Annotated in this window: 26 protein-coding genes; 15 read left to right on the top strand and 11 right to left on the bottom strand. The window is 70.5% G+C overall.

Annotation, left to right across the window (positions count from 1 at the left end):
• The first annotated feature begins 10 nt into the window (after positions 1 to 10).
• From BLV57_RS04170 to BLV57_RS04180, 3 genes are all read left to right on the top strand, one after another.
• Positions 11 to 1,198 (top strand): FAD-dependent monooxygenase, encoded by a 1,188-nt coding sequence (locus tag BLV57_RS04170; protein WP_091286739.1) that lies wholly within the window; start codon positions 11 to 13, stop codon positions 1,196 to 1,198.
• 78 nt (positions 1,199 to 1,276) lie between these two features.
• Positions 1,277 to 2,143, top strand: coding sequence for a type 1 glutamine amidotransferase domain-containing protein (locus BLV57_RS04175; RefSeq protein ID WP_091286742.1), 867 nt, complete (start codon positions 1,277 to 1,279; stop codon positions 2,141 to 2,143).
• Between the two features lie 82 nt (positions 2,144 to 2,225).
• Positions 2,226 to 3,698 (top strand): MFS transporter, encoded by a 1,473-nt coding sequence (locus BLV57_RS04180; RefSeq protein ID WP_176968487.1) that lies wholly within the window; start codon positions 2,226 to 2,228, stop codon positions 3,696 to 3,698.
• On the opposite strand, the gene BLV57_RS04185 is transcribed toward BLV57_RS04180, so the two are convergent.
• Entirely contained in the window at positions 3,685 to 4,995 is a 1,311-nt protein-coding gene (locus tag BLV57_RS04185) for a cytochrome P450 (protein ID WP_091286746.1), read from the bottom strand. The two genes, BLV57_RS04180 and BLV57_RS04185, sit on opposite strands and share 14 nt — an antisense overlap.
• Positions 4,996 to 5,113: 118 nt before the next feature.
• On the opposite strand from BLV57_RS04185, the gene BLV57_RS04190 reads away from it, so the two are divergent.
• From BLV57_RS04190 to BLV57_RS04205, 4 genes are read left to right on the top strand one after another with little or no spacing between them, the layout of a single operon-like run.
• The gene (locus tag BLV57_RS04190; RefSeq protein WP_091286748.1) at positions 5,114 to 5,878 is read left to right on the top strand and encodes a MerR family transcriptional regulator; all 765 of its coding nucleotides are present in this window, start codon (positions 5,114 to 5,116) and stop codon (positions 5,876 to 5,878) included.
• A gap of 57 nt (positions 5,879 to 5,935) precedes the next feature.
• Positions 5,936 to 7,174, top strand: coding sequence for a cysteine--1-D-myo-inosityl 2-amino-2-deoxy-alpha-D-glucopyranoside ligase (gene mshC / locus BLV57_RS04195; RefSeq protein WP_091286751.1), 1,239 nt, complete (start codon positions 5,936 to 5,938; stop codon positions 7,172 to 7,174).
• 51 nt (positions 7,175 to 7,225) lie between these two features.
• Complete coding sequence (locus tag BLV57_RS04200) at positions 7,226 to 7,624, top strand: hypothetical protein (protein WP_091286753.1); 399 nt, start codon at positions 7,226 to 7,228, stop codon at positions 7,622 to 7,624.
• A 14-nt stretch (positions 7,625 to 7,638) separates the two neighbouring features.
• Positions 7,639 to 8,427: a methyltransferase domain-containing protein gene (locus BLV57_RS04205; protein ID WP_091286755.1), complete on the top strand. Its 789-nt coding sequence runs from the start codon at positions 7,639 to 7,641 to the stop codon at positions 8,425 to 8,427.
• Positions 8,428 to 8,579: 152 nt separating this feature from the next.
• On the opposite strand, the gene BLV57_RS04210 is transcribed toward BLV57_RS04205, so the two are convergent.
• On the bottom strand, positions 8,580 to 10,160 hold the full coding sequence (locus BLV57_RS04210) for an ABC-F family ATP-binding cassette domain-containing protein (protein WP_091286758.1): 1,581 nt from the start codon (positions 10,158 to 10,160) through the stop codon (positions 8,580 to 8,582).
• 193 nt (positions 10,161 to 10,353) lie between these two features.
• On the opposite strand from BLV57_RS04210, the gene BLV57_RS04215 reads away from it, so the two are divergent.
• The 3 genes from BLV57_RS04215 to BLV57_RS04225 are packed head-to-tail and all read left to right on the top strand — an operon-like array spanning position 10,354 to position 12,963.
• Positions 10,354 to 10,926 carry an ArsR/SmtB family transcription factor gene (locus BLV57_RS04215; RefSeq protein WP_091286761.1) on the top strand — a complete coding sequence of 191 codons (573 nt, stop codon included), beginning with the start codon at positions 10,354 to 10,356 and terminating at the stop codon, positions 10,924 to 10,926.
• Positions 10,923 to 12,125, top strand: coding sequence for an MFS transporter (locus BLV57_RS04220; protein ID WP_091286763.1), 1,203 nt, complete (start codon positions 10,923 to 10,925; stop codon positions 12,123 to 12,125). The genes BLV57_RS04215 and BLV57_RS04220 overlap by 4 nt, the downstream gene beginning before the upstream one ends.
• A 13-nt stretch (positions 12,126 to 12,138) precedes the next feature.
• Entirely contained in the window at positions 12,139 to 12,963 is an 825-nt protein-coding gene (locus tag BLV57_RS04225) for a metallophosphoesterase family protein (RefSeq protein WP_091286765.1), read from the top strand.
• Positions 12,964 to 13,026: 63 nt separating this feature from the next.
• Here the strand turns inward: BLV57_RS04225 and BLV57_RS04230 are convergent, their stop codons facing one another.
• From BLV57_RS04230 to BLV57_RS04255, 6 genes are read right to left on the bottom strand one after another with little or no spacing between them, the layout of a single operon-like run.
• Positions 13,027 to 14,280, bottom strand: coding sequence for a cytochrome P450 (locus BLV57_RS04230; RefSeq protein WP_091286768.1), 1,254 nt, complete (start codon positions 14,278 to 14,280; stop codon positions 13,027 to 13,029).
• Complete coding sequence (locus BLV57_RS04235) at positions 14,277 to 15,752, bottom strand: AMP-binding protein (protein ID WP_091286770.1); 1,476 nt, start codon at positions 15,750 to 15,752, stop codon at positions 14,277 to 14,279. Before BLV57_RS04235 ends, BLV57_RS04230 begins: the two co-directional genes overlap by 4 nt.
• On the bottom strand, positions 15,749 to 16,804 hold the full coding sequence (locus BLV57_RS04240; protein WP_091286772.1) for a beta-ketoacyl synthase N-terminal-like domain-containing protein: 1,056 nt from the start codon (positions 16,802 to 16,804) through the stop codon (positions 15,749 to 15,751). The genes BLV57_RS04235 and BLV57_RS04240 overlap by 4 nt, the downstream gene beginning before the upstream one ends.
• The gene (locus tag BLV57_RS04245; protein ID WP_091286774.1) at positions 16,801 to 17,985 is read right to left on the bottom strand and encodes a beta-ketoacyl-[acyl-carrier-protein] synthase family protein; all 1,185 of its coding nucleotides are present in this window, start codon (positions 17,983 to 17,985) and stop codon (positions 16,801 to 16,803) included. Before BLV57_RS04245 ends, BLV57_RS04240 begins: the two co-directional genes overlap by 4 nt.
• A complete protein-coding gene (locus BLV57_RS04250) occupies positions 17,972 to 18,208 on the bottom strand; it encodes an acyl carrier protein (protein WP_091286776.1) in 237 nt (78 codons plus the stop codon). The genes BLV57_RS04245 and BLV57_RS04250 overlap by 14 nt, the downstream gene beginning before the upstream one ends.
• On the bottom strand, positions 18,208 to 19,284 hold the full coding sequence (locus BLV57_RS04255) for a UbiA family prenyltransferase (protein ID WP_091286778.1): 1,077 nt from the start codon (positions 19,282 to 19,284) through the stop codon (positions 18,208 to 18,210). Before BLV57_RS04255 ends, BLV57_RS04250 begins: the two co-directional genes overlap by 1 nt.
• Before the next feature lie 59 nt (positions 19,285 to 19,343).
• Between BLV57_RS04255 and BLV57_RS04260 the strand changes: the two genes are divergently transcribed.
• Positions 19,344 to 20,666, top strand: a complete 1,323-nt coding sequence (locus BLV57_RS04260) for a phenylacetate--CoA ligase family protein (protein ID WP_091286780.1) — start codon at positions 19,344 to 19,346, stop codon at positions 20,664 to 20,666.
• Positions 20,663 to 20,860: a hypothetical protein gene (locus BLV57_RS04265; protein ID WP_091286783.1), complete on the top strand. Its 198-nt coding sequence runs from the start codon at positions 20,663 to 20,665 to the stop codon at positions 20,858 to 20,860. The genes BLV57_RS04260 and BLV57_RS04265 overlap by 4 nt, the downstream gene beginning before the upstream one ends.
• A gap of 213 nt (positions 20,861 to 21,073) precedes the next feature.
• On the opposite strand, the gene BLV57_RS04270 is transcribed toward BLV57_RS04265, so the two are convergent.
• Genes BLV57_RS04270 through BLV57_RS04280 form a run of 3 tightly spaced genes read right to left on the bottom strand, consistent with a single transcriptional unit; the run spans position 21,074 to position 24,309 of the window.
• Positions 21,074 to 22,093, bottom strand: coding sequence for a methyltransferase (locus BLV57_RS04270; protein ID WP_091286784.1), 1,020 nt, complete (start codon positions 22,091 to 22,093; stop codon positions 21,074 to 21,076).
• Between the two features lie 17 nt (positions 22,094 to 22,110).
• Complete coding sequence (locus BLV57_RS04275; RefSeq protein ID WP_176968489.1) at positions 22,111 to 22,512, bottom strand: nuclear transport factor 2 family protein; 402 nt, start codon at positions 22,510 to 22,512, stop codon at positions 22,111 to 22,113.
• Positions 22,513 to 22,542: 30 nt separating this feature from the next.
• Complete coding sequence (locus BLV57_RS04280) at positions 22,543 to 24,309, bottom strand: FAD-dependent monooxygenase (RefSeq protein WP_091286789.1); 1,767 nt, start codon at positions 24,307 to 24,309, stop codon at positions 22,543 to 22,545.
• Positions 24,310 to 24,394: 85 nt separating this feature from the next.
• On the opposite strand from BLV57_RS04280, the gene BLV57_RS04285 reads away from it, so the two are divergent.
• Genes BLV57_RS04285 through BLV57_RS04295 form a run of 3 tightly spaced genes read left to right on the top strand, consistent with a single transcriptional unit; the run spans position 24,395 to position 26,828 of the window.
• Positions 24,395 to 24,886: a MarR family transcriptional regulator gene (locus BLV57_RS04285; RefSeq protein ID WP_091286791.1), complete on the top strand. Its 492-nt coding sequence runs from the start codon at positions 24,395 to 24,397 to the stop codon at positions 24,884 to 24,886.
• Complete coding sequence (locus BLV57_RS04290; protein WP_091286793.1) at positions 24,883 to 26,112, top strand: MFS transporter; 1,230 nt, start codon at positions 24,883 to 24,885, stop codon at positions 26,110 to 26,112. The genes BLV57_RS04285 and BLV57_RS04290 overlap by 4 nt, the downstream gene beginning before the upstream one ends.
• Positions 26,109 to 26,828, top strand: coding sequence for a helix-turn-helix domain-containing protein (locus BLV57_RS04295; protein WP_091286795.1), 720 nt, complete (start codon positions 26,109 to 26,111; stop codon positions 26,826 to 26,828). The genes BLV57_RS04290 and BLV57_RS04295 overlap by 4 nt, the downstream gene beginning before the upstream one ends.

Genomic DNA, 26,828 nt, shown 5'->3' on the forward strand with positions numbered 1-26,828 from the left:
AGTTGATCTCATGAGGAACAAGACCATCCTGATCTCGGGTTCGAGCGTGGCCGGGCCCACCTTGGCTTACTGGCTGGCACGGCACGGCTTCCGGCCCACCGTGGTCGAGCGCGCCGCCTCGCTGCGCGAGGGTGGTTACGCCGTGGACGTCCGCGGCGCCGCCGTCGAGGTCATCGAGCGGATGGGCCTGCTGACCCAGGTCCGCTCGCTCGCCACCGAGACCGAGCGCACCGCCTACGTCGACGCCGACAACCGGCAGGTCGCGGGCCTCACCGCCGACGCGCGCAACGGCCGCGAGGGCGACGACCTGGAGATCATGCGCGGCGACCTCGCCCGGCTGCTGTTCGACGCCACCCAGCCGGAGGTCGAGTACCTCTGGGGCGAGTCGGTCACCAGCCTGGTCCAGGACGCCGACGGCGTGCGCGTCACCTTCGAGAAGGCGGCGCCCCGCACCTTCGACCTGGTGCTCGGCGCGGACGGCCTGCACTCCAACATTCGCGGCCTGGCGTTCGGCGCCGAGTCGGAGTTCGTCAAGGATCTCGGCTACTACGTCTCGATCTTCAGCACCGAGAACCACCTGAACCTCGACCGCCAGGAGCTCTGCTACAACACCCCCGGCAAGCTCGCCGCGATGTACAGCGCCAACGGCAACAGCGAGGCCAAGGCCCAGTTCTACTTCACCTCGGACAAGCTCGACTACGACCGCCGCGACACCAAGGCCCAGAAGCGCATCCTCGCCGAGGCCTACGCTGGCGAGGGCTGGGTCGTGCCGCAGCTGCTCGAGGCGATGTGGGACGCGAAGGACTTCTACTTCGACTCGGTCAGCCAGGTCCGGCTCGACAGCTGGTCCCGCGGCCGGGTGGCGCTGGTCGGCGACGCGGCGCACTGCGCGTCCCCGCTGTCCGGCATGGGCACCGACCTCGCGCTGGTCGGCGCGTACTTCCTGGCCGGCGAGCTGAAGGCGGTCGGCGGCGACTACCCGATCGCGTTCGCCCGCTACGAGCAGCACATGCGTGACTACGTCGCCAAGGGTCAGAAGTCCGCGGGCGACAACGGCAAGTGGTTCGTCCCGGAGACCAAGGGCATGATCGGCTTCCGCAACCAGAACATCCGCATGCTGCAGTACATGCCCTGGAAGAACATGATCACCGGCGGCGCTTCCCGGGCCGCCAAGTCGGTCGACATCAAGGCCTACTAGAAAGGTCGTGAGTGTTCCGGCCGGTTAGAACCGGCCGGAACACTCACGACCCACTTACTGACCGCACCGGAGGCTGGAATGGCGACCGTGCTCATCCCCGTGCCCGCGAGGGACTCGGATCCATCCGAGGTCGCGGTGAGCTGGCGAGTCCTGACCGATGCCGGGCACGAGGTCGTCTTCGCCACGCCGGACGGCAAGCGCGCCACCTGCGACGAGCTGATGGTCACCGGTGCTGGCCTCGATCCTTGGGGATGGGTGCCCGGCCTGCGCCGGTTCCCGGCGATCGGCCGGGTGCTCCGGGCCGACAGCGCCGGCCGCGCCGCGCACACCGCCCTGCTCGACGCCGCGGAGTGGCGTTCTCCCATCACTTGGGCCGACGCGAACCTCGACGCCGTGAACGCGCTGCTGCTGCCGGGCGGGCACCGCGCCCGCGGCATGCGCGAATACCTCGAGAGCACCGTGCTGCAGGCGCTCGTCGCCGACGCCTTCGCCCGCGACCTCCCGGTCGCCGCCGTGTGCCACGGCGTGCTGCTCGCCGCGCGCAGCAATGACCCCGTCACCGGGCGATCTGTCCTCTATGGGCGGAAGACCACCGCGCTGACCTGGGACCTGGAGCGCCGCGCTTGGGGCGTCGCGAAGGTGGCCCGCTTCTGGGATCCCGGCTACTACCGGACCTACCTCGAAGAACCTGGCCAGCCGGACGGCTACATGTCCGTGCAGCAGGAGGTCACCCGGGCGCTCGCGTCCCCCGAGGACTTCCTCGACGCACCGGACGCCGTGCAGCGCAGCGGCCGCGTCCGGGATCGCCTCGATGACGCGCGCGCCGCCTTCGTGGTCGAGGACGGGAACTACCTCTCCGCGCGGTGGCCGGGCGACGTGCACACCTTCGCGGCCGCATTGGCCACGAAGCTTTCGCAGGTCACGGACTCGCCGAAACTTTCTTGAAGATACTTCGCGGGTGATGTCGAAAAGCGGCGGACGTATCCGTCGTACTGGTGAGAGCCGAGATCCTCACCGGGAGACAGACATGACACTCACTTCGCCGGGCACGGCGGTCCGCAGCCCGCGGCTGGCGCTGGCGTTGCTGGCACTGCCGTCGCTGCTCATCGCGATCGACATCAGCGTCCTCAACGTCGCGCTGCCGAGGATGGCCGCCGACCTGCGCCCGTCACCGGCGGAGCTGCTGTGGATGAACGACATCTACGGCTTCATGGTCGGCGGCACCATGATCACCATGGGCACGGTCGGCGACCGGATCGGCCGCCGCAGGCTGATCGTCGCCTGCGCGGCCGTGTTCGCGCTGGCCTCGGCGGTCGCCGCGGTCGCGTCGGAGCCGTGGATGATCATCGTGACCCGCGCGGTCATGGGCATCGCGGGCGCAGCCATCATGCCCGCCTCGATGGCGCTGATCGGCCAGATCTACCCCGACCCGAAGAAGTCGGTGTCGGCGATGGGCGCGTACATGACCTGCTTCCTGACCGGGATGGCCGTGGCCCCGCTGATCGGCGGCGTGCTGGTCGAGCACTGGTGGTGGGGCGCGGTGTTCCTGATGGGCGTGCCGGTCATGGTGCTGACCGTCCTCGCGGCGCCGAGGGTGCTGCCCGAGTTCCGCGCGACCGACCCCGGCAAGCCGGATGTCCGCAGCGCCGTGCTGTGCCTCGCGTCGATCCTGCTGGTGGTCTACGCGCTCAAGTCGATCGTCAACAGCGGCTGGACGGCCGCCGCGATCGGCGCGGCCGTGGCCGGGCTCGCGCTGGGCACCGTGTTCGTGCGGCGGCAGAACCACCTCGAACACCCGCTGGTCGACCTGAGCCTGCTGCGCCGCCCCGGCGTGGCACGCGCGATGTGGGTGCTGCTGCTGACCGCGCTGGTGATGGGCGGGACGTCGCTGTTCTCGTCGTTCTACCTGCAGTCGGTGCACGGGCTGACGCCGCTCGCCTCGGCGCTGTGGCTGCTGCCGCAGATGGGGGCGATGATGGTCGCCGCCAACTTCGGGCCGTGGCTCGGCCGCAAGATCGAGCCCGCCAAGATCGTCGCGGCGTGCATGGTGCTGATGCTGGCCGGGTTCGTCCTGTTCGCGATCACGCCCGACGGGCTGGCGGGACTGCTGACGCTCGTCGCGGCCTCGGTGCTGACGACCGGCGGGATCGGCGCGGCGTTCCCGTTCCTGATGAACGACGTCATGTCGCACGCGCCGGCCGACCGCGCGGGCTCGGCCGCCTCGTTCGCGCAGACCGCGAACGAACTCGGCATCGCGATGGGCCTGGTGCTGCTCGGCAGCATCGGCACGGTGGTCTACCGCGCCCGGTTCGGCACCCCGGACGGCTCCTGGGTGGACGGTCTCGAGCAGGCCACCGAGCGCCACGACGGGGTTCTGCTCGACCAGGTCCGGCACGCGTTCACGTCCGGCTTCCACGCCGCCGCGTGGACCGCGGCGGCGATCATGGCGCTCGTGGCCGTCCTGACCGTGCGGGCGCTGCGCCCGGCTACCGCCGAGTGAGCGAAACGCGGGCGCCGCGCCCCGGCACCATCGTGATGTTCCTGGGCCGCTGCGGCTCGGCACGCGGCCGATCCGGCGCGAGCTGGAAGCGCTTGAGCACCTCCTGGAGCACGATCGTGGCTTCCAGCAAGGAAAATCCCGCCCCGAGGCAGCGCCGGACGCCACCGCCGAACGGCATCCAGCTGCCCGGGGGCGGGCTGTTCCCGTCCAGGAAGCGGGAAGGCCGGAACTTCAACGGATCCGGGTGATGAGCCGAGTCCAGCTGGACCATGTTGATCGACGGCATCACGGTGTATCCCGCCGGGATGCGGTAGCCGCCGATCTCGATGTCCTCGGTGAGCTTGCGCGCGACCTCGCCGAGCACCGGATGCAGGCGCATGGCCTCCTTGGCGATCGCCTCCAGGTGCTTCTCGTCGCCGTCGTCGGCCGCCGCCCGCGCGGCCGCCTGCTCGACCGGGTCGCGCGCGAGGTCGTGGAACGCCCAGGCCAGCGCGGTCGCGGTGGTCTCGTGCCCGGCCAGCAGCAGCGTGACGAGCTGGTCGCGGAGTTCGGCGTCGGACAGCCGGTCGTCGTCGGCGGGCACGGTCAGCAGCCGGGAAAGGACGTCCGCGCGGGAGCCCAGATCGGACGCTTGGCGGCGCTCCGCGATCTCGGCGTAGAGCAGCTCGTCGATGCGCTGCTGGACCTCGAAGTTGCGCTTCCAGCGGCCGAAGCGCTGCAGTTTCGGGTTGTGCCAGCCGAAGATGTCGAGCGGGCCGATCTCCAGCAGCCGGGCCAGCAGCGGGCGCAGCTCGTCGAGGCGCGGGCCGCTCGTCACGCCGAAGACCACGCGCAGGATGATCTCCAGGGTGAGCGCGCGCATCCGGTCGTGCGAGCGGAACGGCCGGTGCTCGGGCCAGCGCTCGACCTCGGCCACGGCCAGCTCGGTGATCAGGTCTCGGTAACCGCGCAGCGCGGCGCCGTGGAACGCGGGCATCAGCAGCTTGCGGGCGCGCAGGTGCACGTCCTCGTCGGTCAGCAGCACCGAATGCTCGCCCATCAGCGGCTTGAGGATCAGGTTGCCCTCGCCGGCGCGGAAGGTGCTGACCGGGCCGGTGAACACCGTCTTGATGTGCTCGAGGTTCGCCAGCTGCACCACCTTGCGCTCCGGATAGAGCCTGATGGCGATGACGTCGCCGTAGCGGCGGCGCAGCAACGGCACCAGCACATGACGGAAGTTGCCGAAGGCGATCGTCTGCACTGCGACCGGCAGACGCGGTCCGGGCGGCAGGGGAGCGAGTTCCGTGCGCAGCACCATGTCTCCTTTCTTACTCGCGGTAAGTTCCGATGTCCACCACTTACGCTTGACCCTCACGCGACGTTAGGCACCAGGCTCAGCCAGGTCAGGGCCGAACGGCCGTAAGAAAGGGCGAACCATGGAGTATCCGGTGGGCAAGGTCGCCGGGCTGGCCGGGATCACGGTGCGCACGCTGCACCACTACGACGAGATCGGCCTGCTCTCCCCGAGCGGGCGGAGCCCGGCAGGCTATCGGAGCTACAGCGAGTCCGATGTGGACCGGCTGCAGCGCGTCCTCTACTACCGGGAACTCGGGTTCGCCCTCGACGAGATCGCGACCCTTGTGGACGATCCGGGCACCGACGCGATGGCCCACCTGAAACGGCAGCACGAGCTGCTGGTGGAGCGCATCGGGCGGCTGGAGCGAATGGTCGCGTCCGTCGAGCACGCGATGGAGGCAAGAACCATGGGGCATGCGTTGACGCCCGAAGAGAAGCTCGAGGTCTTCGGCGGCTTCAAGGAGCCGGAAGGCTACGCCGAGCAGGTCGCCGCGAACTGGGGCGGCACCCCGGAATGGCAGCGGGGCCAGGCGGTGGTGGCTTCGATGGGCAAGCAGGACTGGATCGACGCCGAAGCCGCGCGGCGGTCCTGGGTGGACCGGTTGCTCGCGGTCGTCGACTCGGGCGCCGCGGCCACGGACGCGGCGGCGATGGATCTCGCCGAGGAGCACCGGGCGATGCTGGGCCGGTTCATGGGGGAGTGCTCGCCCGAGCGGCAGGCGCAGATCGCCGAGCTGTACGTGACCGACCCGGTCCAGCTCGGTTTCCTGGTCCGCGAGCCGGACCAGCGGCCGGGGCTGGCCGAGTTCATCCGAGACGCGGTGAAGGCCAACGCTGCCCGGTGAGCTAGATCATTCCCACCGGGCGAGATGGGGATCCGGGGCGCGCCTTACAGTCGAGGGATGCAGAGCTGGTCATCGGTTGACGTGCCCCGGGTCCCCGGGACCCCCCGCCCGTTGCGCCTCCACGACACCGCGACAGGGCAGATCCGCCCGACCTCGCCCGGTGAGGTGGCGCGGATCTACGTCTGCGGCATCACGCCGTACGACGCGACACACCTCGGCCACGCCGCCACCTACCTGGCGTTCGACCTGGTCAACCGGTTGTGGCTGGACGCGGGACACGAGGTCCACTACGTCCAGAACGTGACGGACATCGACGAGCCGCTCCTCGAGCGCGCCGAGCGCGACAAGGACGACTGGGTCGTGCTCGGCATGCGCGAGACCGCGCTGTTCCGCGAGGACATGGTCGCGCTGCGCGTGCTGCCGCCGCGCGAGTTCGTCGGCGCGGTCGAGAGCATCCCGGAGATCGTCGAGGTCATCGCCAAGCTGCTCGCCAACGGCTCGGCCTACCGTGTCGACGACCCCGAATACCCGGATGTCTACTTCGACCACTCGGCGACCGGCCGCTTCGGCTACGAGTCCAATTACGACGCCGAGACGATGACCAAGCTCTTCGCCGAGCGCGGCGGCGACCCCGACCGCGCGGGCAAGCACCACCCGCTCGACGCGCTGCTCTGGCGCACGGCCCGCGACGGCGAGCCGTCCTGGGAGTCCGAGCTCGGCGCCGGGCGTCCCGGCTGGCACATCGAGTGCAGCGCCATCGCGGTCAACCGCCTCGGCCTGGCGTTCGACGTCCAGGGCGGCGGCTCCGACCTCGCGTTCCCGCACCACGAATACAGCGCAGCGCACGCCGAGGCGCAGGCGGGCGACCACCCCTTCGCCCGCCACTACGTCCACGCGGGAATGATCGGCCTCGACGGCGAGAAAATGTCGAAGTCACGCGGAAACCTGGTCTTCGTGTCCCGGCTGCGCGCCGACGGCATCGACCCGTCCGCGATCCGCCTCGCGCTGTTCGCCGGGCACTACCGCAGCGATCGCCCGTGGACCGACGCGCTCCTCGCGGACGCCCAGGCCAGGCTCGCCCGCTGGCGTGAAGCGGTTTCGCTCGACGCCGGGCCGTCGGCGGAGGATCTGATCGGGCGGGTGCGTGACCACCTGACGAACGACCTCGACACCCCGCAGGCGCTCACCGCCATCGACGCGTGGGCCGACGAGGCGTTGAAGCGCGGCGGCTCCGACACGGGCGCGCCCGCTCTCGTGCGCACGGCTGTCGATGCGCTGCTGGGGGTCGTGCTCTAGCGCACAGGCGGGACCGGCAACCCGGTCCCGCCTGACCGGCGTGTAGCCGTCATGAGCAACGAAGACGCGATCCGGCCGATGACCCGCAGGCAACGCATCGAGCGGCGAGCGGGTGACGCCAAGGCCGCGCCGGAGTTCCTCCCACCCACGGGCCCTCGCGCCCGTGCGCGCGAAGAACGCGCCAAGTGGGATTCGCCGGAGCGACGCAGGCTCGACCTGCTGGTGTTCACCATGTCTCCGCTGATGCTGGTGGGACTCGCGGGCCTGGTCGTCTACCACCTGATCGACCGGCCGTCGGGGAGTTTCACGCTGGACGACGCGAGTGTCTTCCTGCGCGTCGCCGGGTTCACGATCATGCCGGTGAGCCTCATGGTCGTGCGGGTGCGGGCCCGGCGGCGCGTACTCGGCCGGGCGGGGACGCGGAACGAAAGCAACCGATCCGGCCGCTAGTGCGTGAGAGGGGCATGAACAGCGCCCAGGGGATCACGGCCGCCTTCGACCGGCGGGTAGCGACCTACGACGGCAACACCTGGCATGCCCGCTACGCGGAACGGCTCGTCGAACTGGCTTTTCCCGCGCCTGGCCTGCGCATTCTGGACGCGGTGACCGGAACCGGGCTCGCCGCGGCGGCCGCCGCGCGGGCGGTCGGGCCGACCGGGCACGTGACCGGCGTCGACCTCTCGCCGGGCATGCTCGACGTCGCCAAGGAGACGGTCCGGCTGCCGAATGTCGGCTTCCTCAAAGCGGATGCCACCCATTTGGAGCAGTTCCCCGACGCCTTCTTCGACATGGTCCTCTGTTCCGCGGGCTTGCTCTCGCTGCCCGCCGAGGTCGCGCTCGCCGAGTGGCACCGGCTGCTCAAGCCGGGCGGGATCGTCGGGTTCTCGACGATGCGCGCGGGTTTCCCGGTCGCCGGGCGGGTCTTCCGTGAGCAGGCGAGCGCGTTCGGGCTGATGCTGGAGGACCCCGCCACGCCGCTCGGCACGGCCGCCCGATGCCGCCAAGCCTTGCGCGACACCGGGTTCAGCCCGCTCGACCCGGCGGAGGAGCCCTTGCGTTTCGCCCGCTCGGACCTCGCGTACGCCTGGGAAGCGCACGCCCGCGGCACCTACCACGACGCGATGGCGAAGCTCACCGCCCAGCAGACGGCGAGCTTCGAGCGCGAGTTCACCACCGCGATCGCGCGCCTGCTGCGCGCCGACGAAGACCGCCTGCTCACCGCCGAGGTCATCTACGCCTTCGGCCGCAAGTAAGGGCTCGTGAGTGTTCCGGCCGGTTAGAACCGGCCGTACCACTCACGACCCCCGCGCGTGCCAAGCGTGCGCGGGCGGGATAAAGCCCGCTTTATCCCGCCCGGCGTAAGGGGGTCGTGAGTGGCGCGGCCGGTTAGAACCGGCCGTACCACTCACGACCTGGTCGTTCCTAGCGCCAGGCGTTCGCCGCTCCAGTCGCGCCGCAGCCAGCGGTCGTGTGACGCGATGACGACCGCGCCCGGCGCGGTTTCGAGTGCGGCGAACAGTTCTTCGGCCAGTGACAGGGAAATGTGGTTGGTCGGCTCGTCGAGCAGGAGGACGTGCGGCGGGTCCGCGAGCAGCAACGCCAGCGCGAGCCGCCGCCGCTGCCCGACCGACAGCGTGCCGACCGGCTTGCCGAGATCGCGGGGCGCGAGCAGGCCGAGCTGGGCGAGCGACGGCGCGCCTTCGGGATAGAGCTGCCGCGCGCTTTTCGTCATGTCGGGGAACACGACGTCCTGTTCGAGCAGTCCGACCCGGACGCCACGGGCACGCTGGACCGAGCCGCGAGACGGCGTGAGCCGTCCGGCGAGGACGGACAGCAGCGTGGACTTGCCCGCGCCGTTGCCGCCCGTCACCAGCAGCCTTGCCCCGCTCGGCACGTCCAGCTGTCCGATGTGGACACGGCCGGGCACGTCGATGTCGCGCAGCGACAGCAAAAGCCGGTCCTCCTCGGTCGAGCCGGTGAGCGTGGCGGAGAACTTCAACGGCGCCGGTGGCTTGCGCACCTGGTCGCGGGTCAGCTCGTCGAGCCGCAGCTGCGCGTTGCGGACGCGCCGTGACACCTGCTTCTGCACGCGCCCGCCGAAGAAGTTGTAGCCCAGCTTGTCGTTGTCGCGCGGCGGCCGGTTGTGCGCGACGGCGCGCGCGGTGACCGCGACCGACTCCTTCAGCTCCTTGAGCTGTTCTTGTTCTTCGGCGAAGCGTTGCTCCCATCGTGCGCGCTCGGCACGTTTGTGGCCGAGGTATTCGGTGTAGGCGCCGCCGTACCGGGTCGGGCCGCCGAGCGCCGGATCGAGGTCGACGATGTCGGTGCACACCGCGTCGAGGAAGACCCGGTCGTGCGAGGACAGCACCACGACGCCCGCGAGCGCCGAGAGGTGCTTTTCGAGGAACTCCATCGCGTCGTCGTCGAGATGGTTGGTCGGCTCGTCGAGCAGCAGCGTTTCCGGTTGCCTGATGAGCAACGCGGCCAGTCCCAGCCGCGACCGCTGGCCGCCCGAGAGCGTGCCGAGCGGGCGGGTGGGGGAGATGCCCGCCAAGCCGAGGCCCGCGCAGACGATCTCGGCGCGGCGGTCCGCGTCCCAGAGTTCGTGCGTCTGCGCCCAGTCGAGCACGCGGCCGTACTCGGCGACCGCGGTCTCATCGGTGGCCATGCGCTCGGCGAGTTCGTCGAGCCTGCGTGCCTGGACCCGGATCTCGGCCAGCGCGTCGTCGATGACGTCGGCGAACGTGTCCGCCTGCTCGAACGGCAGTTCCTGGAGCAGGAAGCCCAGGTCGCCGCCGAGTTCGACGGAACCGCCGTGTGGTTCTTCGACCCCGGCCAGCAGGCGCAGCAGCGTGGACTTGCCGATGCCGTTCTCGCCGACGAGCCCGAGCCGCTGGCCGGCGCCCGCGGTCAGGGACAGGCCGTCGAAGACGACACGGTCACCGTAAGAGAAGACGAGATCGCGAGCATGCAAGGAAAAAGACATGTGACATCAGCCCTTGGGGTACGAGAAACGAACTACCCGCCGGGCGAAGGCCTCGGGCGCGGGTGGGAGCAGGGCGTCAGTTGTCCATAGTGCGATCACTCTAACGCAACGAATGTTGTATTAGCAACCCCCTTTGACGAGACAAAGCCTGAAAGAGTACTTTCGAAAGAAGTCTTTCAGATTGGGGATCACGATGACCGGGCTGCCGCCGCGCGAGCGGGTACGGGACGCCGCGCTGATGCGGGCGCTGGCGCATCCGCTGCGCGCCGCGCTGCTCGACTACCTGGGCGCCGTCGGCCCGCGCACCGCGAGCGAGTGCGGCGAGGCGGTCGTCTCGTCGGCGTCGAACTGCAGCTGGCATCTGCGCCAGCTCGCGTCGTTCGGACTGGTCGAGCGCGTGGACGCGGAGGACGGCAGGGAGCGCCCGTGGCGCGCGAAGCACGTCGGGCTGGAACTCGAGGATAAGCTGGATCCCGCCGCGCTCGGCATGGCGGCGGCGATGCTGGGGCAGGATCAGGAGCTCACCCAGCGCTTCCTGGACACGCGCGAGCAGCTCGAACCCGCATGGCAGGCCGCGGCGGGCTTCAACTTCTACGCGCTGCGCGTCACGCCATCAGAGCTGACCGAGCTGGTCGAGCAGATCGACAAGCTGCTGCGCCCGTTCGTCGCCCCGATCCGCCAGAACGCCCCCGAAGACGCCCGCCCGGTGCATGTCGGCCTGCGTGCGGTGCCCCGGGTCGAGGCGGACGGGAAACCGTCGCGATGACCGGGCCGCTGCGGGAGCCCGCGTTCGCGCGGCTGTGGACGGCGGCGTTCTTCTCCGAGTCCGCCGAATGGATGCTGCAGGTCGCGCTGCCGATCTATCTCTACCGGCTGACCGGGTCGGCGGCGTCGACGGCCGCGAGCATCGCTCTCGGTTTGCTGCCCGCGTTGCTGCTCAGCCCGGTCGCCGGGGTGCTCGCCGACCGGGCCGACCGGCGGCTGTTGCTCTGTCTCGTGTGCGCCGGGCAGGCCGTTGTCGCGCTGCCGCTGCTGCTCGCGGACGGCCAAGCCGTGGTCTACCTGGTCGTCGCGGGGCAGGCGGCGCTCGCGTCGCTGTTCGAGCCCGCGCGGTCGGCGCTGGTGCCGGACCTCGTCGGGCCGGACCGGGTCACCGCCGCGAACGGCCTGATGAGCGTCAACGGCAACGTCGCCCGGCTCGCGGGCGGCTGGCTCGGCGGGCTGGTGCTGGGCACCGCCGGGCTCGGCTGGGTGGTCGCCGCCTACGCCGGGACACTCGTGATCGCGTTCGCGTTGCTGCTCAAGCCGTTCCGCGCGGTGCCCGTGGCGACGCTCGAGCGTGAGCCCGTCCTCCGGGCGTGGATGGCCGGGCTCGCCGCGATCCGCGACAGCAGGCGGCTGCGGGTGGCGAGTGTGTGGGTCGTGCTGTCGTCGCTGGCGCAGGGCATGTTCCTGGTCGAGTTCGTGCTGTTCGTGCTCACCGTGCTCGGCCGTGGCGAAGCGGAAACCGGGCTGCTGCGCGGAGTCCAGGCGGTCGGGGGACTGGCGGCGGGCATCGTCGTCGCGACGGCGGCGAAACGTGTCGCACCCGAGAAACTGCTCGGCTGGGGCTCGCTGGCGCTCAGCGTGGTGACGTTGCTGATCTGGAACGGCCCGCAGCTGACCACGGCGCTCGGTGTCTACATCGGACTGTTCATGGTGGTCGGCGGACCGGGCGTCTTCGCGGGCACCGGCCTGCTCACGGTGATCCAGACGGCGACGCCGCCCTCGCAGGCCGGCCGGGTGCTGAGCACGGCGTTCGCGGCCATGGCGGGCTGCACGGCACTCGGTTCGCTGGCCGCCGGCGCGCTCGTGGACGTCGTCGGGCTGCCCGCGCTGCTCAACGTCCAGGCCCTGCTCCATCTCGCGGGCGCCGTGGTCGTGCTCACCGGGCTCGTGCGCAAGGCGGTACTCCAGCCGGTCTAGGTACGGTGGTGAGGTGCCGAGCTTGTTCGCGACCAGCGATCTCCATGTGACCCACGAGGGCAACGCCCCGCTCGTCGACCAGGTCATTCCGGATTCCCCCGACGACTGGCTGCTCGTCGCAGGCGACGTGGCCGAGCGGGTCGACGTCGTCATCGACGTACTGCGGACGCTGCGCGGCCGGTTCGCCAAGGTGGTGTGGGTGCCCGGCAACCACGAACTCTGGACGACCGGGAAGGACGAGTGCCAGCTGCGCGGCCAGGCCCGCTACGAGCACCTCGTCGAGCGCTGCCGTGACATCGATGTCCTGACGCCGGAGGACGAGTACCTGGTCTGGGAGCACGGCCACCGCCCGTTGACCATCGCGCCGCTCTTCCTGCTCTACGACTACAGCTGGCGCACGAAGGCGGCCCGCGACGTCTCGCTGGAGGAGGCGCTCGGGCAGGCGCGTGAGGCCGGGGTGGTGTGCACCGACGAGTACTTCCTGCACCCGGACCCGTTCCCGAGCAGGCAGGCCTGGTGCGCCGAGCGCCTCAAGCTCAGCACCGAGCGCCTCGACGCGATCCCCGAAGACCACGGCACGATCCTGATGTCGCACTGGCCGCTGCACCGCCACCCGACCGAGCCGCTGTACTGGCCCGAGTTCGCGCTCTGGTGCGGCACGACCGAGACCGAGGACTGGCACGTCCGCTACCGCGCGGAGCTCGCCGTCTACGGCCACCTCCACATCCCGCGCACCACGCACGCCGACGGCGTCCGCTTCGAAGAGGTCTCGCTCGGCTACCCGCGCGAGTGGAGCAAACGCGCCCGCGGCGCCGTCCCCATCCGCCGCCTACTTTGACCGCGACCGGGATAAAGCGGGCTTTATGCCACTCCGACATAAAGCCCGCTTTATCCCGGATTCTCAGGCGTCGAAGACGACGTGCAACTGCTCGGGCCCGCGCAGGCCGAAGCCCGGCTTGTACTCCACCGGCGCGTCCGCGAGGCGGATGCGCCGGTACCGCTTGGCCAGCTCACGGAACAAGGCCGCGCCCGCGGGCTTCGACAGCACGGTGCCGGGGCAGTAGTGGATCCCGACGCCGAAACCCATCTGCGCCTTGTGATTGGCCCGGCCGATGTCGAACACGTCGGGGTTCTCGAACTTCTCCGGATCACGGTTGGCCGCGGCGATCAACGGCATGACCGTGTCACCCGGCTCGATCACATGACCGTCGAGTTCGATCCGCGCGGTCGCCTCCCGGCCGACGGCGTGCACCGGCGGCTCGAAGCGGGACACCTCGTCGACCGCGGATTCCGCCAGCTCCGGGTGCTCACGCAGCCGGTCGTACTGATCCGGATACCGCGCGAACATCAGGAAAGCGTTGGCCGCGAAGCACTTCGTCGCGCCGTACGCCGCGACGATCAGCACGATGCAGGCGCAGACGACCTCGCCGTCGGTCAGCTTGTCGCCCTCGACCGCGGCGTTCAGCAGCCGGGTGACCAGATCGTCGCCGGGCTCCGCGCGCCGCCGCTCGATCAGCTTCAGGAAGTACCGCTGCAACGCCTCGAGCTCGGCGCGCCGCTGCGCGACCGCCTCCGGGGACTGGTCCTGCAGCACGTCGAGCGCCCCGGCCGGGGTCGTCGCCAGCGCGGCGTACTCGTCGTATTCCTCGGCCGGAACGCCGAACAGGCTGGCCAGCAGCTTGAGCGGCAGCGGGTCGCCGAGGTCGGCGACGACGTCGAAGTCGGGCTTGCGCTCGGCCTCGTCCAGCAGTTCGCCGACGATGCGCTCGATGTCGGCTTGCATGCCCCGCGCCACCGCCGGGCTGAACGCCTGGGTGAGCAGCGCGCGCTGGCGGGTGTGGAACGGCGGGTCGCACAACAGGAACGGCTTGTCGGGGTCCTCGGGCGCGCGCTCGAGGAACCGCGGCTGCAGGGTTACCGCCTCCAGCTCGTCGAAGAACGACGACTGGGTGAACTCCTTGCCGAGCCTGCCGTCGCGCAGCAGGGTCGCGACGTCCGCGTAGCGCGTGACGAACCAGGCGCCCATCGCGCCGCGGTGCACCGGCGCCTCCTCCAGCAGGCGCCGGTAGAGTTCGAACGGGTCCGCGCGGAACGCCTCGCTCAGCGGGTCGAAGTAGACCGCCGGGTCTTCGGCGGTCTGGGTCGGGTTGTTCATCGTTTTCCTTCCACAGTGTGAACGTTCGCGAGTTCGCGCAGGCGGAACCGGGAGACTTTTCCGGTGACCGTGGTCGGCAGCCGGTCGGTGAACAGGTAGCGGGCGGGCCGTTCCGGCGGGGCCAGCCGCGTACGAGCGTGCCTGCGCAGCGCCCGTTCGAGATCGGCGTGCTCACCGGCCGGGACGACGTAAGCGACCACAGTGGACAGTTCGAACTCGCCCGCCGAGGTGCCGACCACCGCGCAGGAGCCGACCGCTTCGTGTTCCAGCAGCCGGGCTTCCACCTGCGACGGGACGACCTTGAAACCGCCGACGTTGACGATGTCGTCGGTGCGCCCGATGTAGTGCCACGCGTCTTGGTCCCGGCACAGCACATCGCCGGTGCGCACCCAGCCGTCGCGGAAGACGTCGGCGGTCTCGGCAGGCGCGTCCCAGTAGTGCGACGCGGTGAGCGGGCCGCGCACGCAGGCCTCGCCCGCCTCGCCGTCGGGCAGCTCGGTCCCGTTCGCGGCGACGACCTTCACCTCGACGCCCGGCACGGGATCGCCCAGGTCCGCACGCCCAGGCTGGGACGCGAGCACGATGTGCAGGCATTCGGTCGACCCGAGCGCGTTGACCAGCTCATGCCCGGTGACCTCGCGCCAGCGCTCGACGAGCCGGGAGTGCAGGCCCTCGCCGCCGACGACGCAGCGCCGGACCCCGCTGAAATCAAGCCGGTCCGGGGTGCTGAGCAAGGCCGCGTACAACGCGGGCACCGAGAAGAACAGCGTCGGCGCGGCGGTGCGCAGCGCGTGCGCGACCGCGTACGGGTCGGCTGGCCGTTCCAGCAGCACGCTGCTCGCGCCCGCGGCGAACGGCAGCAGCACCGAATTGCCGAAGCCGTAGCCGAACGACAGTTTGGGCGTGGAGAAACACCGGTCGGCCGGTGTGAGCCCGAACCGCGCGCCGGTGGTACGCGGCAGCGCGAGCAGGCCGGAATGCCGATGCACCACGCCTTTCGGCGTTCCGGTGCTGCCCGAGGTGAACTGGATCAGCGCCGGGGCGTCCGGGTCGACCTCGGCCGGTTCGAGCACCGGCTCGGCGGCGTTCAGCGCCTCGTCCAAGGCGTCCCTCAGCCACATCGCGGTGCCGGGAGGCACGGCCAGCTCGTTCGCGAGGAACATCGCGCGCACGCCGGACCGTTCGGCCAGGTTGCCCAGTTCGGCCGGATCGAGTTTCGGGTTCACCGGGACCGCGATCGCGCCCAGCCGCATCGCGCCGAAGACGCACGCGACCGTCACCGGGCTGTCGTCCAGCGCGATGAGCACGCGGTCCCCGGCGCCGACCCCGGCACCGCGCAACAAACCGGCGGCCCGCTGGGAAAGCTCCAGCAGCTCGCCGTAGCTGACTTCACGTCCTTCGAAATGCAGGCAGGGCGCGGCGCCCCGGCCTTCGGCGATGTGCCGGTCGAGGAACCAGGTCACGGCGTTCATCGGGCCGCTCCGCGCAGCAGCACGGTGAAGACCCGCCCGTCCGGCTCGGCCGCCAGGCACAGCACGGCGGGCTCGCCGAGTGGCCTGGGCAGTCCGGCCAAGGTCGGATCGGTGAGGGTCGCGACCGGGGGAACGACGTCGCGTTCCAGCGCGAGCACGGCCGTCAGCGCGAGCAGCGCGCCGTCCGCGCCACGGGCGTTCCCGGTGGTGCCCGCGACCGCGGCGACCGGCACCGAGGCGCCGAGCGTGTCACGGATCGCGCTCGCCAGAGCCGTGTCGACGGCCGGATCACCGGTCGCGTTCGCGAGGACCGCGCCCGCCGAGGCGCCGGTCCGCGTGATCGCTTCCCTTGCGGCGTCACGTAAACCCGTGATGTCCCCGGGGACCGCGGTCGTGGCCGCGGTCGCGGCGATGACGAACTCGCTGCCCTGATCGGCCGGGGTCAGCGTGAGTGCGGCCGCCGCCTCGCCCGGCGTCGTGGGCCCGCTGGTCTTGGGGTGCATCTCGGTGAGCACGTCGACGCCGCCCGCGATCACCGCGTCGGCCGTGCCGTCGGCGACCATTCCAGCTCCGGCGATTAGCGCTTCGAGCCCGGCGGCCGGGCCGGACGAGAGCGTGAGGCCGGGGCCGCGCGCGCCGAGCCGGATCGTGGTGGCCGCGGTGACCGCGTTGAACCCGGTGTAGGGCGCGAGCGCCGGGTTCGCCCCGACGCGGCCTTCCTCGCGGGTGGCGCGGAAGACGCTCGCGTACTCGCCGAGCCCCGCGTCCAAGGTCGCGCAGACGACCCCGATCCTGTCACGGGCGACGGAGTCGAGCCCGTCTGCCGCCGGCAGCGCCGCGCACAGGAACATCCGCACGTCACGCGGCAGCGTGCGCACTCCCTTGGTGCCGAGCACTTCGGCGACCGGCGGCGGGACCGCGTAGGCGGCCAGTCCCGCGAAGTCGTCGGTGAAGAAGGATTTCCGCGCCAGTAAGGCGTCGAACAGCTCGTCAGGGGTCGTTCCCGCGGCGGTCACCGCGCCCAGCCCCGAAATCGCCACGTCCCGGTTCATGCGCCCGCCCCGAAAAGAACAGCGGACACCGTTCCGCCGAAACCGTGCGCCACGTTCAGCGCGTACTTGATCTCGGCTTCCCGTTTGACGCCTTCGATGAGATCGATGTCGGCGCAGGCCGGGTCCGGTTCGGCCAATGTCGGGCTGCCCGGCAGCACGCCGGTGGTGAGCGCGAGGATGCAGGCCACCGACTCGATCGCGCTGGCCGCGCCCTGCGCGTGGCCGAGCATGCCCTTGATCGAGGAGACGGCCGGTCGCCGCGGCCCGCGGAACACGCCGGCCAGCACTTTGGCTTCCAGCACGTCGTTGGCCGGGGTGCCGGTGCCGTGCGCGCTGACGTAGCCGACGTCGGCCGCGCGCGTCCCCGAGCGCTTGAGCACCGTGGTCGCGCAGTGCCGGAGCCCGTCGCCGTCCGGGTGCGGGGCGGTCATGTGATGCGCGTCCGACGCCGACGCTCCCGCGAGCACCTCGGCGAGCACCGGCACGCCGCGTTTCGTTGCTGACGCACGGCTTTCCAGCACCAGCAAGCCCGCCCCTTCGGCGGGCATGAGACCGGCGCGGTTACGGTCGAACGGCCGCACCGCGTCGGAGGCGAGCGCGCGCAGGCTGGTGAACATGGCGAAGACGGTCTCGGACAGCTCGTCGGCGCCGCCCGCGAGCATCGCGTCCGCCGCCCCCGACCGGATGGCTCCGGCCGCCGACGCGAGCGCGTCGTTCCCGGCGGAGCATCCGGTGCAGAGCACGGTCCTCGGCCCGCTCAGGCCCAGCCGTTTCGCCGGAACGGTGGTCAGCGTGTGCGGCGCCGCCCAGTCGCTGTCGCCGTCGAGGTCACCGCCGCGCCGGATGAGTTCCTCCAGATGCGGGCGGGTGCCCATGACCGTGCCGAGCGCCAGCCCGACCCGGGCGGCGGACGGGTCGAGCCGCGCTTGGCCGAGTGCCTCGTCGGCCGCGGTCAGCACATAGCCCACCGAGCGCGGCAGGTCCTCGTCCAGCACGAGATCGAGCACCTCGCCTGCGCGATGCGTGCCGTAGCCGCCGGTCGGGAACCGCTGGACCACGCGGGTGCCGACGACGCCCGAGGTGATCGCCGCGCCGAACGCGGCGGTGCCGACGCCGACGGGGGAGACCACGCCGCAGCCGGTGACCACGACGTCCGACGGCCGTGGTTCACGCAGCGGCATGGAGTTCCCGCACGATGTCCTCGACCGACCGCAGGCTGTTGGCGACGTCGTCCTCGAAGCGGACGCCGAAATGCTTCTCCACCTTGGTGATCAGTTCCAGCAACGCCAGCGAATCACCGCCGACCTCGTAGAAGTCGGCGTCGGCCGGCAATTCCGCGTCGTCGAGCTCCAGGATCTCCAGCGCGATCCCGCGCACCTGTCCCCGTGTCGATTCGAGCTCCATCACGCCTCCTGTGTCTTCGATTTCCGCAGGTCGCCGAGCAGCCGGAGCCACTCGGCGACGTCGTTCCGGCTCAAGGACGGGCCCCAGTGCGCGAACCGCGAAGCGGCCAGCCAGAACAGGAGCCCGAGCGCGGCACACACCAGTGCCAGCGGGGTGAACACGGTGATCGCCAGCGCGGCGGCCAGGCACAGCGCCAGATGGCAGTGCATGACCTCGCGCGCGGCGTAGGTCACCGAAGTGCCCACCGCGCGGGCGGCCACCGCGATCGTCGCCCAGGACAACGGGACCAGCAGCCACAACGTGAGCGTGCGCAGCGGCATCCAGCCCACGGCGGCCAATACGGTCAGGGGGAGCAGCGGAGCCGTCGCGGACCAGCCCATCCACCGCCGGTTCGCTTCCGCGAGGCGAACCCACAGGCTGCGGTAACCGATCAGCCGGTCACCCTCGACGTCGGTGATGTCCTTGATACCGACCAAACCGAGCGCCAGCACCATGAGTATCGCCGCGCCCGGCAGGCCCGGCGCGGCCATCAGCCGCCAGTCGCCCGCGAGCGCGATCCCGGTGAGGTAGGGCATCACCAGCGGCATGGTCAGCGTGAGCTGCCCCAGAATCGGGCGCTGCTTCAGCCGGAGGCCCCACGAATAGGACAGGCTGATCACGGCGGCGTACACCAGCATGAACAGCAGGGGAGTTCCCGGTTCGCTGATCAGCCAGGCGATGTCGGCCAGTATCAGCGCCGACCACAACACGATCGCGAGCACGCCGACCCGGCGCCAGCCCAGTGCCAGGCACAGCGCCGTGCGCTCCGGCCGGTTCACCTCGTCCTCGCGGCGGTCGGCGATGCGGTTGACCAGTTCCGTGCACAGGCAATACAACGCCCAAAACGGAAAAGCCAGTACAGCGGCTCTCACCGAAAGCTTCCCGACGACGCCGAGACCCAACAGGAATGTCACCCAATAATACGCGGTAAAGCGAATGCTGCCGATCTGCAACAGGTTTCTCACCGCACGCCCCATTCGCCTGAAGCTAGCGACGAACTTCTCTATGGGCAACCGGCTTTGCGCGATTTCAAGCATGGTTGAAACGGTCGTGAATCACAGCGGGCGGCGCACCGCGCGCTGCTACATTCGCAAGTATGCTCGGCTCACCCTATTGGAATCCGAAAACGGAAACCCTCTCCCGCGCGGAACTCGATTCGCTGCGGCTGGCCAAGCTGCGCGTACTCTGCCGCCACGCGATGTCGAGCGCGCATTATCGCCGCGCCTTCGCGCAAGCGGGCTTCGAGCCGGACCAGCTGCGCGGTCTCGGCGACCTGCGCCGGATCCCGTTGCTCACCAGGGCCGAGTGGATGCACGGGCAGGAGGTGAACCCGCCGTTCGGCGACCTGCCGGTGACCACGCCGGAAGCGGCGATCCGGGTGCACACCACCTCGGGGACATCGGGCAGCACCCCGCTGCGCGCGCTCGACACCCGCCAGGATTGGGCCTGGGTGGCCGAAATGTGGGCGTACGGGCTCTGGGGCGCCGGCGTCCGCGCGCACGACACGGCCTACATCGCCTTCGGTTATGGCTCCTTCATCGGGTTTTGGGGACTGCACGACGCGGCCCAGCGCATCGGCGCGCTCGTGGTGCCCGGCGGCGCGCAGACCACCGGTTCCCGGCTGCGGCAGATCCTCGACTTCGGCGCGACCGTCGTCGCGTCCACCCCGACCTACGCGCTGCGCCTGGCCGAAGAGGCCGTCGCGCTCGGCATCGACCTGCCCGCTTCGCCGGTACGGCGCCTGATCCTCTCCGGCGAGCCCGCGGGTTCGATCCCGGAAACCCGCGCGCTCATCGAGCGGGCGTGGGGCGCCGCCGTGCACGACACCGCGGGCATGACCGAGGTCGGCACCATCACGACTTTCGAATGCGCGCACCACCCCGGCGGCATGCACATCATCGAAGACCAGGTCATCGAGGAGGTGCTCGACCCGCTGACCTTGGAGCCGGTCCCGTACGGCGTCGTCGGCGAACGCGTCGTCACCTCGTTCGGCAGGGCGGGCATCCCGCTGCTGCGCTACCGCACGGCGGACCTCGTCGAGCGCGTGCCCCACGACGTGTGCGGATGCGGCCGGGGCTTCGACGTCTACCGCGGCGGCATCCTCGGCCGCGCCGACGACATGAAACTCATCCGCGGCACCAACGTCTACCCGCGCGCGGTCGAGCAGATCGTCCGCCAGTTCCCGGACATCACCGAGTTCCAGGTGCGGTTCGAGCGCACGGGCATCCGCGACGAGGTCGTCGTGCGCGTCGAGTCGCCCACTGGCGTGCCGGCGGACCTGGGCAGACGGCTTTCGGAAGCCCACGAGGGCCTGAAGTTCCGCGTCGAACAGGCCGAGCCGGACACCTTGCCTCGCTTCGAACTCAAAGCCCGCCGTTTCGTCGACACCCGCACCGCGCCGCTGGGAGCCACCCGATGACCATGACCGACGTCGAGTCCACTGTGGACCTTCTGGGCACCCCGCTGACGCCCGACGAGACCGAGCTGCTCGACCTGCACCGGCGCCTCACGGACCTGGCCTCCCGCGACCTCGCCCCGACCGCCGCGACAGCCGTGGCAGGCGCCCTGACCCAGCTCACCCTGGCCGTCAACGCCCTCGCCCTCACCTACTGAGTCGGCCCTCGGCCTTGTGAACGCCACGTTCACAACGTTGTGCGTTGTGAGCGCCCCTTTTGCAACGTCCGCACCTCCGAACGCCCCGCTTTAGCCGCGCCGTGGCGCCCGAAAGGCACTATTGGTCCGATTTGGGGGGCGGGTTGGCGACACAAGGGCGGCCCTTGTCACGCTGAGGGTTACAAGGGCCACCCTTATGTCGCTAGGAGGCCGTCACCGCTTGAAGCCGACGACCATGCCTTCGTGCCCGGTCAGCGTCTGCACGTACGTGTCGACGAAACCGGCGTCACGCAGCCAGCCGGAACAGTCGGCGCCCGTGAAGTCGAAACCACCCTCTGTCTCGACCGCCATGTTCAGGCTCATCAACATGCCGTAAGCATGAGTCCGGCGTTCGTCGTCGATCAGCGCCTCGTAGACGATGATCGCCCCACCGGACGGCAGCGCGTCGTACGCCTTCGCGATCAGCTCGCGCTTCCGGTCCAGATCCCAGTCGTGCAGGATGTGCCCGAAGATCAGCACCTCGGTGCGCGGCAACGGCTCCGCCAGGAAATCGCCGCCGGTGAAGGTGAGTGGCACGCCGAGTTCCCTGGCGTGCTCCTCGAACGGCGCCCGCACCGCGGGCAGGTCGAAGCCCGTCGCGGTCAGATGCGGATGCCGCTTCACCAGGTGGGCGAGCAGGGTTCCCTGCGCGCAGCCGATGTCCGCGACACTGCGGTAGTCCTTCCACGGGAACGCGTCCACGAGCGCCCGGATCGCGCCCATGCTCCGCCCGGTCATCGACCGGAGGAACCCGCGCAGCCGCTCGGGATCGGCGTACAGCGTGGGGAAGAAGTCACCGCCGTGCCGGGTCTCGTTCTGCGGCTTGCCGGTGCGCAGCGCGTCGGCCAGGTGGCCCCAGAACGGGTACAGCCGCCGGTTCGCCATCACCAGCAGGCCGCCGAGGTAGGTGTCCGGCTTGGTCTCGTCCAGGTAGAGCGAAGTCAGCTCGGTCAGCGAGTAGCGACCGTCCTCGTCGCGTGCCAGCATGTCCGACGCGACGAGCACGTCGAACAGGTCGCGGGCGCCGCGCTGGATGCCGGTGGCCTCCTGGAGTTCGCCGAGGCCGAGCGGGCCGCCGGACAGCGCGCGGAACACGCCGAGCTCGACGGCGCTCAGCAGCGCCTGGGACGCCCAGAACCCGAACGCCAGATCGAGGATCGGCTCCGGGCCGGTTTCTGCGGCTGACTTGCTCACCTGGGGAGTCCCCTTTCTCAGCGCCAGAAGGCGTTTTCGGCTTCGACGTCGTTCGAGAACACCCACGCCTCGGCGATCAGGCCGTCGACGACCCTGATCAGGTCGACGCCGTGCAGGTCGAGCGGCTCGCGGCCCTCGCGCTGGGCGGTCAGGTGGAAGGTGACCGCCACCATCTCGTTGGTGGCCATCCGGTCGAAGTGGTCGACATGGAAGGTACCGCCACTGCGGCCGGGGAACTCGGCCATCGCGGCCAGCGCCACGTCGGCTCCCCGGAACGAGCCCGCCAGCGGGTGGTCGCCGGGCTGGTGCCAGACGACGTCATCGGCGAGCGTCGCCCGGACGGCTGCGATGTCGTTGCGCAGCAAGGCGTCGAAGAACTCGTTCACCACCGACAGCGGCGTCTTTTCTGCGGTTTCCACGATGTTTCCCTTCATCTTTTTACTCGGGTTTCAGCGTGAGCCGAAGCTCACCAGGTCGGCGCGGCCGCTGAGCAGGAGCGCGTTGGCTTCCTCCCAGGACGCCGCGCCGGAGACGAGAGCGGGCATGCCGGTCTCGAGGCGGATCCGCTCGCCGAGCGAGGTCGCGCCGCTGACGTTGACCGCGTCGACACCCTGCTTGGCCAGCGCGTGCGCGAGCGCGACGGATTCCTCGGCCGACTTGCCGTGGCGCTCCAGCCGCACCACGAACGGCTTGTCGTCCGGCCATTCCGCGCGCGCCGCGGCGACGGTGTCGAGCACATTCCGCTGTGGCACCGGGATTTCCACCAGATCGAAGCCCGCTTCGTTGGCACGCCGCAGTGCCGGGTACTCCCACGATCCGGCCAGCCTGGCGCCGTAGAGCGCGTCGTCGCGTTGCCGCAACGAGGTGAGTCGCTGAGCCCAGCGCGTGGCCTGGTCATCGTCGCTGAGGCTGAGCGGCTCGGTGAGGTACAGCCCGGCTTCCTCGTGCGGCTCACCGGTCTGGGCCAGGTCCGCCACCAACCGGTTCGGCAATCGGCGGCCACACAAGGAAAACGGCTGCTCGATAGGCTCCAGCGGCGACTCGCCGGTACCGCCGGAGCACCGGTCGAACCAGGACTCCACCCCGGCGACATAGCCGGGATCACGCGCGCGGAGCTTCGTCCGGCTCAGCCGCCCGCTGCGGGTCAGCAGCGTGAACCCGAACTGCTCCGGCGGCTGCCCGGAGCGCCACCGCACGGACTCGAACCATTCCAGGCTCGACTGCGCGGCGCGCTGGAAGGACTCGACGACCGGCCGCCGAGCCGCTTCGTAGGCCTCCAGCGCGGTTTCCACCTCGGCGGTCCCGTCCAGCGCTGCCGCCAGGCCGAACGCGTCGTCCATGGCCAGCTTGGTGCCCGAGCCGATGGAGAAGTGCACGGTGTGCGCCGCGTCGCCGAGCAGCACGATGTTGCGATGACGCCAGGTGGCCGTCCGCACGGTCGAAAACCGCAGCCACTGCGAGTTGTTCGGCAGCAGCCGGTGCCCGCCGAGGAAATCGCGGAACAGCTCCTCGCACACCGCGACACTGCGTTCGTCCGACTCGCCCGGCGCGCGAGCCTCGGCGGCGAGGCGGTCGAAACCGAGTTCACGCCAGACGTGTTCGTCGGTCTCGACGATGACCGTGCTGCGCTCGCCGCTGTACGGGTAGGCGTGCAGGTGAACCGGTCCATGCTCGGTCTGGATGAACGCGAAGGTGAACGCGTCGAGCACGCGGTCGGTCTCCAGCCACATGTAGCGGCAGCGGCTGACCTCCAGCCTCGGGCGGAAGAACTTCGCGTAACCGCCGCGCACGGCCGAATTCGCGCCGTCGGCCGCGACCACGAGATCGTGCGACCGGGCGAGTTCTTCGACGGGTGGCGCGTCCGTGCCGTGCTTGAGCTCGACACCGAGTTCGGCGCACTGGTCACGCAGGATCCGCAGCAGGGTCATCCGCCCGAGCCCGGCGAACCGGTGCCCGCCCGCGGTCTGCGTCCGATTGTGGTAGTGGATCTCGATATCGGACCAGCGCACGAATTCGCGGGCCATCGACGCCGCGACCGGGGTGCCCGCGTCGGCGATGCGATCGAGGGTCTCGTCCGAGAACACCAGCCCGAAACCGAAGCGATCCTCCGCGGTATGCCGTTCCCACACCGTCACCTGCCTGCCGGGGTCCTGCCGCTTCGCCAAGATCGCGAAGTACAAACCCCCTGGGCCACCTCCGATGACCGCGATACGCATCCCCACAACGGGCACGGTACGTGATCTTCGGTGACCGGACAGCGATTTCAATCCTGGCTTAAAAGTCAGCGTCGCTACACCGCAGATGCAACAGTGCTGTTATGGTTTGCGCGTGACCACCTCTGGGCTGGGGACCCGGCTTCGCCACGTCCTCGAGATCCTCGACGGCGACGTCGCCAAGTTCTACGACGAGCTCGGGCTCGGCTGGATGCGCCCGCGCTACGTCCCGGTGGTGCGCGCGCTGGTCCAGCAGGGCCCACTGTCCATTCGCGACCTGGCGAAAGCCGTCGGGGTGACGCATTCCGCGGCCAGCCAGACGGTGGCGCAGATGGCCAAGGACGGGCTGATCACGTTCACGGCGGGCGAGGACGCGCGGCAGCGGATCGTGCACCTCACCGAGAAGGCCCGTGAGCTGCTGCCCGTGCTCGACGCCGAGTGGGCGGCGACGTCGGCCGCCGCCGCGCAGCTCGAAGCCGAGCTGTCGTTTCCGCTGACCGAGCTACTCGACGAGGTGCTGGCCGCGGTCGAACGGCGCCCGATGCTGCAGCGCATCCACGACGCGTCCGCCGCGCGGTGAGCCTGCTCTTCGACGCCAGGCCGCTGCGGGAATTCCCGGCTTTCCGCAGGCTGTGGGCGGGTTCCGCGTTGTCGTCCATCGGCAGCCAGATGACCAACCTGGCGGTGATCGCGCAGGTCTACGACCTCACGCACTCGTCGGTGGCCGTCGCCGGGCTCGGCCTGATCCTGGCCATCTCGATGGTCTCGCTCGGCCTGTTCGGCGGCTCGGTCGCGGACGCCGTCGACCGCCGCAAGCTGGTGCTGATCACGACCACCGGATTCGCCATCGTGGCCGCTTTGTTCGCGGTACAGGCGTTTTTCGACTTCCGGCAGCTCTGGCTGCTCTACCTGCTGGCAGGCGTCCAGTCGGTGCTGATCGCCGCCGGCGCACCGGCGCGCCGCACCTTTCTCTCGCGACTGCTGCCGCCGGAGCGCGTGTCGGCGGGGGTGGCGCTGGAGCAACTTTCCTTTCACGCCAGCATGTCCGCCGGTCCGGCGCTGGCGGGGATCCTGATCGGCATCGGCGGCCCGCAGCTGTGTTACGTCGTCGACTTCGTGAGTTTCCTCGGCGCGTTCTACGGCCTCACCGGGCTCGACCCGATGCCGCCCCGCGAAGGTGTCGCCCGGCCAGGAGTCGCCGCGGTGGTGGAAGGCCTGCGTTTCATCCGGCGGACGCCCGTGCTGGCGGGCGCGTTCCTCGCCGACCTCAGCGCGACCACCCTGGGCATGCCGATCGCGCTGTTCCCGGCGATCAACGCGGAGAAGTTCGGCGGCGCGCCCCAGACACTCGGCGTGCTGATGGCATCGCTCGCGATCGGCGGTTTCATCGGCTCGGCGTTTTCCGGCCCCGCGCACCGCATCCGCAAGCAGGGCCGCGCGATGCTGTGGACGGTCGCCGTCTGGGGCGCGGGCATCGCGGGTTTCGCGCTGGCGGACACGCTGTGGCTCGGCGTGCTCCTGCTGGCGACCGCGGGCGCCGCCGACACGATCAGCGTGATCTTCCGCGCGACGGCCGTCCAGCTCGAAACGCCCGATCACCTGCGCGGCCGGGTCACCGCGGTCGACTTCGTGATCGGCGCGGGCGGCCCCGAGATCGGCAACGTCCGCGCCGGAGCGGTCGCGGCCTTCACCACGGCCTCGGTGAGCGCGCTGACCGGCGGCCTCGCGACGGTGCTCGGCGTGCTCGTGATCCGGCTGACGCTCCCGGCGCTCTCTCGCTACGAGGCTAAACTCGAAGAGCGATGAGCTATGCGGAGCGCGCCCCGGCGAGAGCACTGACCAGGCACGTCGAGTGCCTGTGGGCCCAGCGCGCTCTGGGGCCGCTCGACCAGCGCGTGGTGCCCGACGGCTGCGTCGACCTGCTCTGGTGGGACGGATCATTGCAGGTCGCTGGCCCGGACACGGCCTGGCGGACGGTCTCGCTGACCCCGGGTTCGTCCATCGCGGGCATCCGCTTCCGGCCGGGCGCGGGTTCGCTGCTCTTCGGCGGGGTGCCGCTCGACGAGGCCCGCGACCAAGAGCTGTCCCTCGCCGATCTGTGGGGCGGCCCGGCGGCCCGCTCCCTGTGCACCCGGCTGGCGGACGCGCCCGACCCGGCGCGTGTGCTCGAACAGGCCTTTGTGGACAGACTGCCGGACTCGGGTGAACTCGATCCGATCGCCTCGGCCGCCGCCCGTGCGTTGAACTCGCCGGAAGCTTTGCCCGTCGCGACTTTGGCGGACCGCTTCGGCGTCTCACCGCGACAACTCCGCCGCCGCGTCACGGCCGCGGTCGGTTACGGCCCGAAGACCCTCGAAGGCGTCCTCCGCCTGCGGCGTGCGTTGCGCCTGCTCGAGTCCGGCGGCCCGGCCGCCGAGGTCGCGGCCGTCGCGGGCTACGCCGACCAACCCCACCTGACCCGCGAAATGCACCGCCTCGCCGGCGTCACCCCCGCCTCGGTCGTGAGTGGCGTGACCGGTTAG

Source organism: Amycolatopsis xylanica, from assembly GCF_900107045.1.
In the GTDB taxonomy this organism is placed as follows: domain Bacteria; phylum Actinomycetota; class Actinomycetes; order Mycobacteriales; family Pseudonocardiaceae; genus Amycolatopsis; species Amycolatopsis xylanica.